The 15,025-nt window shown below is 72.3% G+C and carries 13 protein-coding genes; 7 read left to right on the forward strand and 6 right to left on the reverse strand.

Annotation, left to right across the window (positions count from 1 at the left end):
• The first annotated feature begins 112 nt into the window (after positions 1 to 112).
• The 3 genes from H566_RS0114670 to H566_RS0114680 all read left to right on the forward strand — a co-directional run bounded on the left by H566_RS0114670 (position 113) and on the right by H566_RS0114680 (position 2,922).
• Positions 113 to 1,126 (forward strand): acyltransferase family protein, encoded by a 1,014-nt coding sequence (locus tag H566_RS0114670; protein WP_028312021.1) that lies wholly within the window; start codon positions 113 to 115, stop codon positions 1,124 to 1,126.
• A gap of 167 nt (positions 1,127 to 1,293) precedes the next feature.
• Positions 1,294 to 1,590: a hypothetical protein gene (locus H566_RS0114675; RefSeq protein WP_028312022.1), complete on the forward strand. Its 297-nt coding sequence runs from the start codon at positions 1,294 to 1,296 to the stop codon at positions 1,588 to 1,590.
• A gap of 138 nt (positions 1,591 to 1,728) precedes the next feature.
• The gene (locus tag H566_RS0114680) at positions 1,729 to 2,922 is read left to right on the forward strand and encodes a 2Fe-2S iron-sulfur cluster-binding protein (protein ID WP_028312023.1); all 1,194 of its coding nucleotides are present in this window, start codon (positions 1,729 to 1,731) and stop codon (positions 2,920 to 2,922) included.
• 95 nt (positions 2,923 to 3,017) lie between these two features.
• Here the strand turns inward: H566_RS0114680 and H566_RS0114685 are convergent, their stop codons facing one another.
• Entirely contained in the window at positions 3,018 to 3,383 is a 366-nt protein-coding gene (locus H566_RS0114685) for a hypothetical protein (RefSeq protein WP_028312024.1), read from the reverse strand.
• A gap of 202 nt (positions 3,384 to 3,585) precedes the next feature.
• On the opposite strand from H566_RS0114685, the gene ilvD reads away from it, so the two are divergent.
• Entirely contained in the window at positions 3,586 to 5,439 is a 1,854-nt protein-coding gene (gene ilvD / locus H566_RS0114690; protein WP_028312025.1) for a dihydroxy-acid dehydratase, read from the forward strand.
• A gap of 206 nt (positions 5,440 to 5,645) precedes the next feature.
• On the forward strand, positions 5,646 to 7,877 hold the full coding sequence (locus H566_RS25390) for a putative bifunctional diguanylate cyclase/phosphodiesterase (RefSeq protein WP_051378801.1): 2,232 nt from the start codon (positions 5,646 to 5,648) through the stop codon (positions 7,875 to 7,877).
• 75 nt (positions 7,878 to 7,952) lie between these two features.
• On the opposite strand, the gene H566_RS0114700 is transcribed toward H566_RS25390, so the two are convergent.
• Positions 7,953 to 8,816: a CPBP family intramembrane glutamic endopeptidase gene (locus tag H566_RS0114700; RefSeq protein ID WP_051378802.1), complete on the reverse strand. Its 864-nt coding sequence runs from the start codon at positions 8,814 to 8,816 to the stop codon at positions 7,953 to 7,955.
• 215 nt (positions 8,817 to 9,031) lie between these two features.
• On the opposite strand from H566_RS0114700, the gene H566_RS0114705 reads away from it, so the two are divergent.
• Entirely contained in the window at positions 9,032 to 9,775 is a 744-nt protein-coding gene (locus H566_RS0114705) for a WecB/TagA/CpsF family glycosyltransferase (protein ID WP_028312027.1), read from the forward strand.
• A 125-nt stretch (positions 9,776 to 9,900) separates the two neighbouring features.
• Here the strand turns inward: H566_RS0114705 and H566_RS0114710 are convergent, their stop codons facing one another.
• The 4 genes from H566_RS0114710 to H566_RS0114725 form a co-directional block, all read right to left on the reverse strand.
• Positions 9,901 to 10,260: a copper-binding protein gene (locus H566_RS0114710; RefSeq protein WP_028312028.1), complete on the reverse strand. Its 360-nt coding sequence runs from the start codon at positions 10,258 to 10,260 to the stop codon at positions 9,901 to 9,903.
• A 25-nt stretch (positions 10,261 to 10,285) separates the two neighbouring features.
• The gene (locus H566_RS0114715; RefSeq protein WP_028312029.1) at positions 10,286 to 11,668 is read right to left on the reverse strand and encodes a multicopper oxidase family protein; all 1,383 of its coding nucleotides are present in this window, start codon (positions 11,666 to 11,668) and stop codon (positions 10,286 to 10,288) included.
• Entirely contained in the window at positions 11,658 to 13,265 is a 1,608-nt protein-coding gene (locus H566_RS25395) for a TolC family protein (RefSeq protein WP_051378803.1), read from the reverse strand. The genes H566_RS0114715 and H566_RS25395 overlap by 11 nt, the downstream gene beginning before the upstream one ends.
• A 63-nt stretch (positions 13,266 to 13,328) precedes the next feature.
• Positions 13,329 to 13,778, reverse strand: a complete 450-nt coding sequence (locus tag H566_RS0114725; RefSeq protein ID WP_028312030.1) for a hypothetical protein — start codon at positions 13,776 to 13,778, stop codon at positions 13,329 to 13,331.
• A 181-nt stretch (positions 13,779 to 13,959) separates the two neighbouring features.
• On the opposite strand from H566_RS0114725, the gene egtD reads away from it, so the two are divergent.
• Positions 13,960 to 15,012, forward strand: coding sequence for an L-histidine N(alpha)-methyltransferase (gene egtD, locus H566_RS0114730; protein ID WP_245591366.1), 1,053 nt, complete (start codon positions 13,960 to 13,962; stop codon positions 15,010 to 15,012).
• Positions 15,013 to 15,025 lie beyond the last annotated feature (13 nt).

Here is a 15,025-nt window from a genome sequence, read left to right on the forward strand (position 1 = left end):
GTCGGGAAGGCTTCGAAGCGATGCCTTCGGTAACGACTTCGATCGCGCGTGCCGACTATGTTGCAGCGCGACAAAGCCGGCCCGGGGTCGGCGCCCGCTCCGGAGGTCCGTCATGCGTGATGACAAGATCGATCTGCTTCGCTTTCTCGGTCTGGCGATGATCGTGCTCGCCCATGTCGAGCCGCCCGCGCTGGTGTTCCAGCTGCGCAATTTCGACGTGCCGCTCATGGTGCTGGTGTCGGGCCTGTCCTTCGGGCTGTCGTACCGGCAGGAGAGCTTCGGCGCCTATGCGTGGAAGCGCGTGAAGCGGCTGCTGCTGCCGGTGTGGATCTTCCTGACCGGCTATTTCCTGAGCTGCGCGGCGCTCGGCTTTCCGACGCCGCTGCCCGACGCGCCGACGGTGCTGTCGAGCTACACGCTCATGTCGGGCATCGGCTATGTGTGGGTGATCCGCGTGTTCCTGCTGCTCGCGCTGCTGGCGCCGGGCCTGTGGTGGCTGGCGCGGCGCACGCCGTCGCAGGGGCGCTGGTTCGGCGGGCTCGGCCTGGGGCTGCTGGCCTATCAGGCATTGCTGTGGTGGCTCGGGCCGTGGCTGGGCACGCCGGCCGGCGCGCTGTTCGAGACGCTGGTGCTGGAGACGATCGGCTATGCACTGGTGTTCGCGGCCGGGCTGCGGCTGCCCGACGTGCCCCGGCGCGCGGTGGCGCTGTTCGCGGGCGTGGCGCTGGCCGGCTTCGCGGCGACGGCGGCATGGCTGCGCTGGCGGTATGGCTTCATCGTCTCGACCCAGCAGTTCAAGTACCCGCCGTCGGCCTACTACCTGAGCTATGCGCTCGGCGTGTCGGCGCTGCTGTGGCTCGCGGGCGATGCGCTGGTGGCGGCGGTGACGCGGCTGAAGCTGATCGGGCTGCTGCGCTTCGCGGCGCAGAACAGCATCTGGATCTACCTCTGGCACATCGCGCTGATTCCGGTGTTCCACCTGCCGTTCCAGCTGCGTTACGTGGTGGTGTTCGGCTGCGCCTGGGTGCTGGCGTATGCGCAGGTGAGCTTCGTGAAGCGGGTGCTGATGCGGCGCGTGGAAAGCCCGCGCTTCCGGCGCAACCTGGCGCTGCTGTTCACGGGCTGAGGGCACGGGCTGAGAGGCCGGCGCCCTGGGCGCGCGGCCACGCAAACGGTGCGCGGACCGGCCACCCGCGCGCTCGCCGGAGCGCGGCGGCGCTGGTCAGGCGCGGGCGGCCGGGCGATCCTCGCCGCCTCCTCCACGCCACGCGCGCCCTGTCCGCGCCGCCCGCCATGCCCGCCGACTTCACGACCCTCGCCGAATCGCGCCAGCCCGCCGACCCCGCCGCGCCGCGCCACGTCAGCCTTGCCATCGGCAAGCGCGGACCGCTGCACCGCGCGCTCATCCGCGACAGCGCCGCGCCCGGCAAGGGCGAGGCCTCGGCCATGGACTACGACTGGCGGCTCGCGCTCATCGGCGCACGCGACCGCGCCGGCGGCCGTGGCGTCGCCGGCGATGCCGACGGCGCCGCCCTTCTCGCCGCCGCCATCGCCGAATGCGAGGCCGTGATGGCGACGCGCAGCACTTGAGCATCCGCTCACGCTGAAAACCCGCACAAATCGCTCGGGTGCGCGGCCGAAAACTCCCCGCCTTGCGCCGGGACGCCGCCGCGCCCGGCCCGCGCCGCGCAGACTGCGGATCATTCCCGGCAGCCACTCCTCCAGGCCATGACGCAGATCCACACCCGGGGCGTGTCCATCGACACCCTGCCCGGCGAAACCGTGCTCGACGCGCTCATCCGGCGCGGCCTCACCATTCCCTTCTCCTGCCGTGGCGGCAGTTGCCGCAGCTGCCTCCAGCGCTGCACGGCGGGCAGTCCGGGCCAGCGCGCGGCACGCAATCTCGCGCCCGAGCTGATCGCGCTCGGCTACTTCCTGCCCTGCATCTGCGTGCCCGAGACCGAACTGAGCTTCGAGCCGCCCGATCCCGCGCACTTCTGGATCGGCGCCCTGCTCGCCAGCCGCGACGCCCTGCCCGACGGCGGCTGGAAATGCCGGTTCGAGCCGCTCACCCCGATCGCCTGCGCGCCCGGCAGCCGGCTCCATCTGCGCGGCCCGGGCGGCGAGACCGGCGGCGCCGTCGCCGCGAGCGACCCGGCGCGGGACTTCTATCTCGACCTGGTGTTCGGCGCCGACGACGCCTTCGCGCTGGCCGTGATCGCCGCGCTCGCCGAGGGCGACACGATCGAGATGCAGCTCGCGCCCGACCCGGGCGCCGACGCGCCGGCCGTGACGGTGGCGGCCGACAGCCCGACGCCGGACGCCGATGCCGCGAGCGCCCCGCCCGCCCATCCCGAGCCGGCCGCGCCGCCCGCCGATCCGGCGCTCTGGGCCGCGCTCGGCGACGGCGCGCTCGTGCGCGAGGTGCTGGAGGACTTCTACACGCGGGTCTACGCCGACCCGCTGCTCGCGCCCTTCTTCCACAAGTTCACGCAGGCGCGGCTGGTCGAGAAGCAGTACTCCTTCCTCAAGGAGCTGATCACGGGCGAGAAGGTGTATTTCGGCAACCGGCCGCGCAACTCGCATCACTGGATGGTGATTTCGGACGCGCTGTTCGACCACCGCGAGCAGCTCATGCTCACCGTGCTGCGCGAGCACGGCCTGACCGAAGACCTCGTGCGGCGCTGGCACGCGATCGAGAACCACTACCGCGGCGAGATCGTGAAGCCCGCGCCCTGGCCCAAGAAGGTGGGCGAGTTCGAGGCGCCGGTCGGCGGCTTCGGCGAGATGGTGATGGAGGTGGGCTCGGTCTGCGACGGCTGCGGCGGCGAGATCGATGCCGGCGAGACGGTGCGCTACCACCTGCGCGAGGGGACGGTGTTCTGCGCGCGCTGCGGTGGCGGGGCGCTGAAGGCGGCGTGAGGCAGGCGGCACGGCGGTCATGCGCCGAAGGCAGCGTGGAACCGGCAAGGCTGCCGAGTCGGCGGCCGGCAAGCCGCCACCGACGCGGCAGCGCCTCAGCCCGCGAAGGGCTTCATCTCGAACAGCTCCGGATGAATCTTCGGATACACGCGCAACCAGGTGAGCGTGGCCGGGCCGAGCAGGCGGATGGCTTCCCACACGACGGCGCTCTGCTCGTCGCCGTCGCCCGCGTCGAGCGCCGCGAGCACGCGCGCCCAGCCGGGCCAGTCGATCTTGGCGAGGGCGGTGCGCACCTCGGGCTCCAGGTTGCGCGCGGTCTCGGCCACGGTGCGGTAGTGCTTGCGGACCTCGGCGCGCGTGAGGCGCGAGCGGCGGAACTCGGCCTCCTCGACGTTCTCGACGAGGATGAGGGCGTTCATGCAGCTATCGCGCATGAGCGACAGCATGGCGGCGGTGATCATCTGAGGCTTCCGGTCGGGTTTTGCGGACGGGCCGAAGAATAGGCCCACGCCGCGTGGGGGCAAGCGCCGCATGCGGGCTGCGCGATACTCGCGGATTCCCCGCGCGCGATCCCGCGCGCGACCGGGCCGCCCGCCAGCCACCGCCGCGCCGCGCGCGGCGCCTGCCACGGCCGGCCCGCCCTGCTCTTACGGGACCCAGACCATGCCCCAATACCGCTCACGCACCTCGACCGCCGGCCGCAACATGGCCGGCGCCCGCGCGCTCTGGCGCGCCACCGGCATGAAGGATGACGACTTCAGCAAGCCGATCATCGCCATCGCCAACAGCTTCACGCAGTTCGTGCCGGGCCATGTCCACCTCAAGGACCTCGGCCAGCTCGTCGCGCGCGAGATCGAGGCGGCGGGCGGCGTGGCCAAGGAGTTCAACACCATCGCCGTCGATGACGGCATCGCGATGGGCCACAGCGGCATGCTGTATTCGCTGCCCTCGCGCGACCTGATCGCCGACTCGGTCGAGTACATGGTCAACGCGCACTGCGCCGACGCGCTCGTCTGCATCAGCAACTGCGACAAGATCACCCCCGGGATGCTGATGGCCGCGATGCGCCTCAACATCCCCGCCGTGTTCGTGTCGGGCGGCCCGATGGAAGCCGGCAAGGTGAAGTGGGAAGCCAAGATCATCCCCGTCGATCTGATCGACGCGATGATCAAGGCCGGCGACGACAAGGTAAGCGACGCCGAAGTGGCCGAGTACGAACGCTCGGCCTGCCCGACCTGCGGCTCGTGCTCGGGCATGTTCACCGCCAACTCGATGAACTGCCTGACCGAGGCGCTCGGCCTGTCGCTGCCCGGCAATGGCTCGATCGTCGCGACGCATGCCGACCGCAAGCAGCTCTTTCTCGAAGCCGGCCGCAAGGCGGTCGAGATCGCGCGCCGCTACTACGAGCAGGGCGACGAATCGGTGCTGCCGCGCTCCATCGCCACCTTCGCCGCCTTCGAGAACGCGATGAGCCTTGACGTTGCGATGGGCGGCTCGACCAACACCGTGCTGCACCTGCTCGCCGCCGCGCGCGAAGCCGGCGTGGACTTCACGATGAAGGACATCGACCGCCTCTCGCGCCGCGTGCCCTGTCTGAGCAAGGTGGCGCCGGCCAAGAACGACGTGCACATGGAAGACGTGCACCGCGCCGGCGGGATCATGGCCATCCTCGGCGAGCTGGACCGCGCGGGCCTCATCAACCGCGACGTGCCGACGATCCATTCGCCGACGCTCGGCGCGGCGATCGCGAAGTACGACGTGACGGTCACGGCCGACGAGGCGGTGAAGGACTTCTTCCGGGCCGCGCCCGGCGGCGTGCCGACCCAGGTCGCGTTCAGCCAGGACCGCCGCTATCCCTCGCTCGACACCGATCGCGCGAAGGGCGTCATCCGCAACAAGGAAAACGCCTTCAGCCAGGACGGCGGCCTCGCCGTGCTGTACGGCAACATCGCGCGCAACGGCTGCATCGTGAAGACGGCGGGCGTCGATGAATCCATCCTCAAGTTCACCGGCCGCGCGCGCGTGTTCGAGAGCCAGGACGACGCGGTCGAGGCCATCCTCGGCGACAAGATCGTCGCGGGCGACATCGTCGTCATCCGCTACGAAGGCCCCAAAGGTGGACCCGGAATGCAGGAAATGCTCTACCCGACGAGCTATCTGAAGTCGAAGGGTCTGGGCAAGGCCTGCGCGCTGCTGACCGACGGCCGCTTCTCGGGCGGCACGTCGGGTCTGTCGATCGGCCATGCCTCGCCCGAGGCGGCGATGGGCGGCGACATCGCGCTGGTGGAGAACGGCGACACCATCGTCATCGACATCCCGAACCGCACTATCCATCTCGACGTGGGCGAGTCGCTGATCGCGCAACGCCGCTCGGCCGAACTGGCGCGCGGCGACCGCGCCTTCAAGCCGCGCACCCGCGAACGTCATGTGAGCGCGGCGCTGCAAGCCTATGCAGCCCTCACCACCAGCGCCGACACCGGCGCGGTGCGCGACGTGACGCAGATCCTGCGCGGCTGATGCCACCGGGGCGCGGCCGGCGATCCGGCCCGCGCCCGATCCACGCGGACCGGCGCAATGCCGGGCCGAAGTCGAAGCCCGCCATCATCCGCAAGCCCCCGCCATCCGTCGGCGCCCCGGGCATGCCCGCATCAAGCTGACCTTGCATCGCGCCGTAACGCCTTTGTCCGCGTGCGTCCCGCGCGGCCGTCCGTCCGGTTCCCCCGATGCAAGGCAGTCACCAGCCCCTCCTCGTCCTGCTGTCACTGGTTGTCGCGACCGGCGCCTCGTACACGGCGCTGCTGCTCGCGGACCGGCTGGCGGGCGCGCGGCCGGCGCGGCGGCTGGCCTGGCTGGGCGCGGGCGCGCTGGCGCTCGGCACCGGCATCTGGTCGATGCATTTCATCGGCATGCTCGCCTTCGAGCTGCCGATCGCCGTCGGCTATGACCGCTGGCTCACATTCCTGTCCTGGCTGCTCGCGCTCAAGGCCTCGTTCATCGCGCTCTACCTGACGCTGCGCGATCCGCTGCCGCCGTGGCGCGGCACGCTCGGCGCGATCGTGATCGGCGGCGGCATCAGCGAGATGCATTACGAGGGCATGGCCGCGCTGCGCATGCTGCCGGCCATCGAGTACCGAGACGACCTGTTCGCCGCGTCGATCGGGATCGCCATCGCCACCTCGGGCGCGGCCATCGTGATCCTGCGCGCCTTGCAACGCCGGCATGCGGGCAGTCGTCTGGCGCCGGCCGCCGCCGCGCTGGTCATGGGCATCGCGATCACCGGCATGCACTACACGGCGATGGCGGCGGCCCGCTTCGCGCCCGGCACGGTGTGCGGCGCGCTGGCCGACGGCCTCGGGCCGGACAACCTCGTCGCCACGGTCACCGTCGGCGCGCTGGGTCTGCTCACGCTCGGCGCGCTGCTGGCCGAATTCGATCGCCAGTCGCATCACCGCCGCGCCGCGCATGCGCGCTCGATGGCGCGGGCCCAGGCCGAGATCCATCGCCTGAGCGCGCGTGACCCGCTCACCGGCCTGCCCAACCGGCGCCGGCTCGAACGGCGGCTGCGCCTCGCGAGCCTGCGCGCGCGCCGCGAGCAGGGCCGGCTCGCGCTGCTGCACCTCAATCTCGACGGCTTCCACGCGGTCAACGACGGCCTCGGCCATGCCGTCGGCGACGCGCTGCTGCGCGACGTCGCGGCCGACCTCGCGGCGCAATGCGGCGCGGGCCGGCGCGATTCCCGCGCCGACGCGCCCGGGCGTGAGCCGGTCCGGCCCGCTGGCGGTTGCGAGCTGGCCCGGCCGGACGGCGACGACTTCCTGCTGCTGTGGCGCGACCCGCCGGGCGCCGACGCCGTCATCGCGCTGGCCGGCGCCCTGCTCGGGGCGGTGCGCCGACCGCGCGTCGTGGCCGGCCATGAACTGCGCGTGACCGCGTCGATCGGCATCGCGCTGCAGCCCGACCACGCCGACGCCGACCACGAGCTTCGCGTGCGCGCCGATGCCGCGATGCAGGCCGCCAAGCGCGCCGGGCGCGACTGCCATGTGGTGTACGACGCCTCGCTCACGCCCGTCAGTGCCGACATGCTGCGGCTCCAGGGCGAGCTGCTGCGCGCCCTCGCCGCGAACGAGCTGGAGCTGTTCCTGCAACCCAAGATCGGCACGCGCGACGCCCGCGTCACCAGCGCCGAGGCGCTGCTGCGCTGGCGCCATCCGCGCCGCGGCCTGCTCGGGCCGGGCGACTTCCTGCCCGTGGCCGAATGCTTCGGCCTCGTCAACGCGATCGGCGACTGGGTGATCGAGGCCGGCTGCGCGCTCGCGTCGCGCCTGGCCGACCGCGGCCGCGTCATCAGCGTCGCCGTCAACCTGTCGGCCACGCAGTTCCGCCAGCCCGACCTCGCGCGGCGCATCGGCGAGGCGATGCGCCGCCACCGCATCGATGGCAGCGCGCTGGTCATCGAGATCACCGAAAGCTCGGCCATCGCCGATCCGGTCAGCTTCGTCGCGCGTCTCGGCGAACTGCGCGCGCTCGGCGTGGACGTGGCGCTCGACGACTTCGGCACCGGCTATTCGAGCCTGTCCTATCTGCGGCTGGTGCGCGCGCGCCAGCTCAAGCTCGACCGCGCCTTCGTGCAGGACATCGCCAGCTGCGACGAGAGCCGCCTCATCGTCGAGGCCATCCTGCGGCTGGCCGGCGCGATCGGCATGAAGACCGTGGCCGAGGGCATCGAGACCGAGGCCCAGGCGCGCGCGCTGACCGAACTCGGCTGCGACGAATTGCAGGGCTATCTGTACTCGGTGCCGCTGGCCGAGGCCGACTTCCTCGCCTGGCTCGACGCGCGCGAACACCTGCCCGACAGCCTCGCCGCGCCGCCCCGGCTGCGCTCGGCCGCCCGGCCCGAGGCCGACACGCTGCGCGCGCTCAACCGCCTGAGCACGCTCGACGCCGGCTCGCGCTGACCGGGCCGCCCAGGCAGCCGGCGCCACGATTGCCGCTGGCCGGTCCGTGGCCCGCGCGGGCGCCGCCCGCCACGTTCAGGCCCGCGCCGGATAGGTCAGCAGACCGAAGTGCAGCAGGTTGAGCAGCAGGTGCGCGAGCATCGCCGCCGCCAGTCCGCCGCGCTGCCAGGCCAGCCCGTAGCCCAGGCCGGCCAGCGCCGCGAGCACCACCAGCAGCGGCCCGCCCGCCGCATGGACCAGACCGAAGACCAGCGCCGCCAGCAGCAGCCCGCGCATCGGCCCGAGCCGCCGCGCCAGCGCCGCCTGCAGGCCGCCGCGAAACAGCGTCTCCTCGACGAACACCGTGCCGCCGATCTGCGCCACCAGCCAGGCCGGGCCGAAGGCCGGCCATTTCGGCGCCGCGCCGAGCGCGCCGGCCGCCACGCCCGCCCCAAGGCAGAGCGCCGCCGTCAGCGCGCCCCAGCCCAGCCCCGCCGCCAGCCAGCCGGGCCGCGCCGCCGCCGCGCGCAGCGGCGCCCAGCCCGCGAACAAGGTCAGCGCCAGCAACGGCGTGTCGAGGTTGAAGTGGAAGGAAAAGGGCAGCGCATCGGGCGTCAGCCGCGTCGGCGCGAGCACGCGCGCATTGTCGAAACCCGGCCAGCGATGCAGCAGCAGCACCGGTGCCATCAGGCCGAAGGCCAGCGGCGGCAGCCAGACGCGCCCGGCCGGCCCTGCGACCGCCAACCGGCGCCATCCGAACGTGATCAGCCCGGCGAGCGCGAGCGCCGCCAGCGCCGGCGCGCCCAGTCGGCCGTCGAGCGCCGCGACGCCGTAACCGGCGCCCGCCAGCCCCCAGCCGACCCGCCGCGCGCGCGGCCACAGAAGCGCCGGTACCGCCAGCGCGAGCAGCAGCGAGGGCAGCCAGAGGCGGGCCGGCAGGCCGGAAAAGGACATCTCCATGAAGCGATCCGGAAGATTCAACGGCAGCCGATCGGCGGGCGAACGGCGCTTTTTCGAGGGCAAGCGGCGGTTTGCGCCGTCGGTCGGGCGAGTCTGCGCCGCGTGGCTGAGGCTGCCCGAAAATCCGCGCAACAACGATGGCGCGACACCTCCCAATCGCGCCGCGCCAAGAAGTTCAGCAGCCCCACTCTCCACCGCCCCGACGGACGCCAGCGATGCCGACCCCCGCCGAGTTCCCGACCCGCCCGCTTGGCGGCTTCCGTATCCTCAACTGCCGGTCGGCCGAGCTGATCGGCCTGCTTACCGCACGCATGACGGCGGGCATCAAGACGGCGCTGGTGTTCGCGAACACCAACTTCGTCGTGCAATGCCAGGACCTGCGCGATGCGATGCAGGAGCCCGACGTGCTGATCGCCAACGACGGCATCGGCCTCGACCTTGCCTCGCTCGCCATCCACGGCGAGAAGTTCGTCGACAACCTCAACGGCACCGACCTGACGCCGGCCCTGCTCCAGAGCCTGCCCAAGCCGACGCGCGTGTATCTGTACGGCGCGGCGCCCGAGTCGGTGGCCGGCGCGGTGCGGCGCATCTCGGCGCTGCCCAACGTGGTGGTGTGCGGCTATGCCGACGGCTACGGCCGGCGCATCCCGCATGACCAGATCATCGACGACATCTCGCAATGCCAGCCCGACCTGCTGCTGGTGGCGCTCGGCAATCCGCGCCAGGAGCGCTGGATGATCGAGAACCGCGACCGGCTCGAGGTGCCGCTCACGATCGGCGTGGGCGCGCTGTTCGACTTCCTCTCGGGCAGCAAGGCACGCGCACCGGCCTTCGTGCAGAAGCTGCATCTCGAATGGGCCTTCCGGCTGATGCTGGAGCCGCGCCGTCTGCTCAAGCGATACACCTACGACATCGGCGTGTTCTTCGCGCTGTGCATGCGCATCGGCAAGCGCGTGTGAGGCCGGCGCGGCAGCGGGCGCGCGATTGCGGCGCGCCGCACCGCAGCTGCCCGTGTGCCCGGCACGTCGCCCACCGAAGCTGACCGGCCAGCGCGCCTGCGGCGTGCCGGCCGGTCCGGGCATGTTCAACGCTCGATCGCCGTCACCACCAGTTCGCTGTCGGCCATGGCAGCGGTGAAACGCAGCTTGTCGCCGGGTTTGAGGCCGTCGAGCAGCGCCGGCGGCTTCGCCTTGAACACCATCGTCATCGCGTCCATGTCGAGATTGGGGATGCGCTCGTGCCGGATCGTGACCGTGCCGGCCCGCGCATCCACCTTGCGCACCTCGCCGGCGACCCAGATCGGCTGAGCAGCCGCCTGACCGGCGGCCTGAGCCGTCGCGCCATGCGCAGCATGGTCATGCGCGGCCTGCTGGGCATGCAGCGGCGCGGCGACGAAGGCAAGCGCGGCCACGACGGGCAGCGCGCGGAAGAAGCTGGATTTCATGTTCGGGTTTCCTTTGCGGGAGAAGTCAGTGCTGATGGCCGCCGTGGCCGCTGCCGCCGGGCTTGACCGCGTCCAGCGTGGCGGGCATTGACGGCGCGGGTGCCTCGACGCTCGCGGGCAGCGGGCCGGTCCATTCGCGCGCCACGGTGCCGGGCGGGTGGCGATACCAGCCGGGATCGGCGTGGCTGCCGCGCGGGAGGTCGTCGCGCACCTTGAGCACGGTGAACATGCCGCCCATCTCGATCGGGCCGTAGGGGCCCTGGCCGGTCATCATCGGCAGGGTGTTGTCGGGCAGGGGCATGCTCATGCGCGGATCGCCCATCTCGGCCATGCCGGCGCCGCCCATGGGCATGTAGTCGGGCATGAGGCGGCGCAGCTTGCCGAGCATGTCGCGCTGATCGACGCCGACGGGCAGGTTCACGCCGTGGCCCATCGCATTCATCGTGTGATGCGACTTGTGGCAGTGGAAGGCCCAGTCGCCGGGCAAGTCGGCGTTGAACTCGATGGCGCGGATCGCGCCGACGGGCAGGTCGGTGGTGACCTCGGGCCAGCGCGCGCTTTTCGGCACCCAGCCGCCGTCGGTGCCGGCCACCTCGAACACCGCGCCGTGCAGATGCATCGGATGGTTGGTCATCGTGAGGTTGCCCATGCGGATGCGCAGCCGCTCACCGGTGCGCGCGACCAGCGGGTCGATGCCCGGGAAGACGCGCGAGTTCCAGGTCCAGAGGCTGAAATCGGTCATCGTCATGACGCGCGGCGTGGCGCTGCCGGGGTCGATGTCGTAGGCGGCGACGAGAAAGCACCAGTCGCGGTCAACCTTCATTTTCCGTGCATCTTTTGGATGGACGACGATGAAGCCCATCATGCCCATCGCCATCTGCACCATCTCGTCGGCATGCGGGTGGTACATGAAGCTGCCCGAGCGCGTCATCGTGAACTCGTACACGAAGGTCTTGCCGGGCGGGATCTGCGGCTGCGTGAGGCCGCCGACGCCGTCCATGCCGTTGGGCAGCAGCAGGCCGTGCCAGTGCACCGTGGTGTGCTCGGGCAGCTTGTTGGTGACGAAGATGCGCACGCGGTCGCCCTCGACGCATTCGATCGTCGGGCCGGGCGACTGACCGTTGTAGCCCCAGAGGTTGGCGACCATGCCGGGCGCGATCTCGCGCGCGACGGGTTCGGCGACGAGGTGGAATTCCTTCACGCCGTTGTTCATGCGGAAGGGCAGCGTCCAGCCGTTGAGCGTGACGACCGGGTTGTAGGGCCGGCCGGCCGAGGGTTCGAGCGGCGGCTGGGTGAGCGGCGAGGCTTGCGTGGGCGCCTCGGGCACGGCGGCCTGGGCGGCGCGGCTGACGGCGCCGGCGCCCAGCAGCGCGGCGGCGCCGAGGAAACTACGGCGGTCAGTGGGCATGGTCGTGCTCCGGAGCGGGTTGCGGGTGCGCGTGATCGTGGGCCGGCACGGGCGGTGGCGGGGCCTCGCCGGACGCGGATCGTGGGGCGGTGGCGACCGGGGGCGCGGCGGGCAGCGGCCGGCCGATCGCGGCTTGGAGGTCGGCCTCGGCGAGCCAGAAGTCACGCTCGGTTTCGATCGCGCCGGTGACGGCCTCGATCTGCTCGCGCGCATCGACGAGCAACGTGAACACGTCGACGAACATCGCGTTGTAGCGCAGCAGGTTCTCCTCGGCGATCTGCTGGCGCAGCGGGAGCAGTTCGTCGCGGTAGCGAGCGGCGAGCTGCCAGCCGGCGCGGTAGCGCGCATGCGCCTCGCGCACCTGGGAGCGCGCGTCGACCGCGAGTTGCGCCGTGCGTTGCAAGCGCTGCCAGTACAGCGCCTCGGCGCGCGAGCGGCGGGCGTCACCCTGGTCGAAAAGCGGCAGTTCGAGGCTGATTTCGTAGCCGTCGGCGCGCGGTTCGCCGGGCTTGCTGCGGTTGATGTAGCCGACCTCGGCGACGTTGATGAAGCGCGTCGCGCGGGCGAGGCCGAGGTCGCGCGCGGCGGCTTCGGCGTCGAGCCGCGCGGCCTGCACGTCAAGGCGGTTGTCGAGCGCGGTCTGCTCGGCATGGGGCAGGTCGAGCGCGGCGACGGGCAGCGGCGGCAGGCGGTCGGGCAGGCGGGGGAACGGCTCGGCGGCCTGCGGGCCGGCACCGGCGGCAAGCGCGGCGGTACCTGGCGCCTCGCCTCGCGCGGGCATGCCGGCGGGACGCACATCCTCCAGCCCAATCAGCCGCGCGAGCCGTTCGCGCGTGGCGGTGGCGGCGAGTTCGGCGCGTTGCAGGCGGGCGCGGGTGTCGGCGAGGAAGGCCTGCTCGCGCAGCAGCGAGAGCCTGGGCCAGTTGCCGGCGGCGACCATGCGCCGGCCCAGCTCGGCCGAGGCTTCGGCGGCTTCGACGGCCTGACGCGCGTAGACGAGCGCCTGGCGCGCGGCGACGGCCTCGATCCAGGCGCGCCGGGTGTCGAGCGCGAGCCGCACGGCGGCGTCGGCGGCGACGAGACGGGCGCGGTCGAAGCGACGCTGTTCGATGTCGCGGCGCAGGCCGCGCGTGAGCAGGCCGACGAGGTCGAACATGACGCTGCGGTCGATGTCGACGCCTTCGCTGTTGACGAGCCGGCTGAAGCCGAACTGCGGATTGCGCAGCCGGCTGGCCTGGGCGAGATCGGCATCGGCGACGAGTAGCTCGGCCAGATCGGCGCGCAGGCCGGGGTTGCGCGCGAGGGCGAGGGCGATGGCGGTGTCGACGTCGAGCGGCGAGTCGCCGATGACGGCGGCGGCAGGCATGGCGCCCGCTGCGGCGGCAGGCGCAACGGCGGCGGATGCCCGGAGGGCGGACGCGTCAGCCGGCACCGCGAGACTGGCGGGCGTGGCGCCGAGGTCATGGCCGGTGCGCAGGCGCACGTCGGCATCGAGGTCGTACAGGGCGGCGTCGGGGCGCGGGGCGGCGCAGCCTGCGAGGGCGCAGGCAACGACCACCACCGTCGCGCGCAGGCGCCGGGGCGGGATGGGGAACAAGGGGAATCCTCAGCGAGATCGGTCGGTGCCGCGGGAGCGAGGCCGGCGGCGCGTGGGGCGCGATCAGGCGATGAGGCGGGGCGGCTTGCGGGGCGTCGCAAGCCAGGGGTCGAGATAGGCGGCCGGCAGCCCCGGCGCGGCGGCGCGCGAGCGCGGCAGCGGCTGGGGCGTGACGAAGCCGGCGGGCAGCACGGCGGTCGCGCAGCAGGGCGCGTTGCCGCGCGCCGCGTCGGGCGCGGGCTTGCCGGACGCGGGGGTGTCGGGGGCGCCGCCGGCGGTGTCGGACGCGGCGGCGGGCTTGCCGTGGGCATGCGGGTGCGCCGTCGGCGCCGTCGCCTCGACCATGCCGACGTCACTTGCAAGCGCATGCAAGGCATGCGGCGCCAGCGTGACGCCGGACGCCGCCGCGGCGCGCCAGGCGACCGCGCAATGCCAGCCGGCCGCCGCCAGCACCGACTGGGCAGGCAGGGCGACGAGCAGCAACAGCAGCAGGCAGCGGCGCAGGAGGTTCATGCGCCCGAGTATAGGCGGGCAGAACCGTCCGCTGCGTCGCACCGGAAAATGCTTGTCCTGCGTCGGATTCCGTCCGAAGCGGCACGGCCGGTCGTCCTACAGGCAGGCGCCGCCGCGCCGCCTAGTCTGCGTCCGTGGCACTCCCGCGCCACTCCAAGCCCAACGAAGAGACGAGGCCCCGATGCAGCCGACCGCACTTTCCCAGCGCGATGCCCTGCCCGCCTTCCCACCCGCGCCGCCCGGCGCCGAGCCGCCCCGGCTGCGCTCGGTACGGTCGCCGTCGCGCCCCCGGCTCATGAGCCTCGCCACGCTCGATCCGGCCCGCCTGGCCGACGAACTCGACGCCGGCCTCAGCTCCCGGCCGGCCTGCGTCTCACCGAAATTTCTCTACGACGAACTTGGCTCGCGCCTGTTCGACGCCATCACCGCCCTGCCCGAGTACTACCCGACGCGTGTCGAGGGCCGCATCCTCGCCGCCCACCGCGACGAGATCTGCCGTGCCCTCGGCGCTGGCCGCAGCCTCATCGACCTCGGTGCCGGCGACTGCCGAAAGGCTGAGGCGCTGTTCGGCTGCCTCGCGCCGCGCCAGTACGTCGCGCTCGACATCTCGCTCGGCTATCTGGCCGGCGCGCTGCGCCGGCTCGCGCGTGACTGGCCTGCCATCGACGTGATCGGCCTTGGCGTCGACCTCGCCGCCGACTTCCGGCTGCCCGCCGACATCGCGCCCGAGCGCCGGCTGTTTTTCTATCCCGGCTCGTCGATCGGCAACTTCACGCCCGAGGCCGCCGTCACCCTGCTCGCCCGGCTGCGTGACCAGGCCGGCGACGACGGCCGGCTGCTGCTCGGCGCCGATCTCGTCAAGCCCGCGCCGCGCCTCGAAGCCGCCTACGACGATCCGCTCGGCGTCACCGCCGCCTTCAACCGCAACCTGCTGCTGCATGCCAACCGGCTGCTCGGCGCCGATTTCGACGCCAGCGACTGGCGCCATCTCGCGCGCTGGAATCCGCAGCAATCGCGCATCGACATGTACCTGGAAGCGCGCCGCGACCAGGAAGTGAGCTGGCGCGGCCGGTCGCACTTCTATCCGCTCGGCACCCGCATCCACACCGAGTCGAGCCACAAGTACCGGCCCGATGATCTCGATCGCCTGCTCGCCGCCGCCGGCTGGCATCTGGCCGATGCCTGGTTCGACGAAGCGCGCCAGTTCGCCGTGGTGCACGCACGCGCCGCCTGAGCGGCCTTCCTCA

It is taken from the genome of Derxia gummosa DSM 723 (genome assembly GCF_000482785.1).
GTDB classification, from domain to species: domain Bacteria; phylum Pseudomonadota; class Gammaproteobacteria; order Burkholderiales; family Burkholderiaceae_E; genus Derxia; species Derxia gummosa.

Excerpts from the sequence above, each read along its gene's own strand:
- H566_RS0114685 (WP_028312024.1), bottom strand. The coding sequence starts at position 3,383 with ATGATCACCGCCGCCATGCTGTCGCTCATGCGCGATAGCTGCATGAAC.
- H566_RS0114680 (WP_028312023.1), top strand. The coding sequence starts at position 1,729 with ATGACGCAGATCCACACCCGGGGCGTGTCCATCGACACCCTGCCCGGC.
- H566_RS0114675 (WP_028312022.1), top strand. The coding sequence starts at position 1,294 with ATGCCCGCCGACTTCACGACCCTCGCCGAATCGCGCCAGCCCGCCGAC.
- H566_RS0114725 (WP_028312030.1), bottom strand. The coding sequence starts at position 13,778 with ATGAACCTCCTGCGCCGCTGCCTGCTGCTGTTGCTGCTCGTCGCCCTG.
- H566_RS0114710 (WP_028312028.1), bottom strand. The coding sequence starts at position 10,260 with ATGAAATCCAGCTTCTTCCGCGCGCTGCCCGTCGTGGCCGCGCTTGCC.
- H566_RS0114715 (WP_028312029.1), bottom strand. The coding sequence starts at position 11,668 with ATGCCCACTGACCGCCGTAGTTTCCTCGGCGCCGCCGCGCTGCTGGGC.
- H566_RS0114670 (WP_028312021.1), top strand. The coding sequence starts at position 113 with ATGCGTGATGACAAGATCGATCTGCTTCGCTTTCTCGGTCTGGCGATG.
- H566_RS0114705 (WP_028312027.1), top strand. The coding sequence starts at position 9,032 with ATGCCGACCCCCGCCGAGTTCCCGACCCGCCCGCTTGGCGGCTTCCGT.
- egtD (WP_245591366.1), top strand. The coding sequence starts at position 13,960 with ATGCAGCCGACCGCACTTTCCCAGCGCGATGCCCTGCCCGCCTTCCCA.
- H566_RS25390 (WP_051378801.1), top strand. The coding sequence starts at position 5,646 with ATGCAAGGCAGTCACCAGCCCCTCCTCGTCCTGCTGTCACTGGTTGTC.
- H566_RS0114700 (WP_051378802.1), bottom strand. The coding sequence starts at position 8,816 with ATGGAGATGTCCTTTTCCGGCCTGCCGGCCCGCCTCTGGCTGCCCTCG.
- ilvD (WP_028312025.1), top strand. The coding sequence starts at position 3,586 with ATGCCCCAATACCGCTCACGCACCTCGACCGCCGGCCGCAACATGGCC.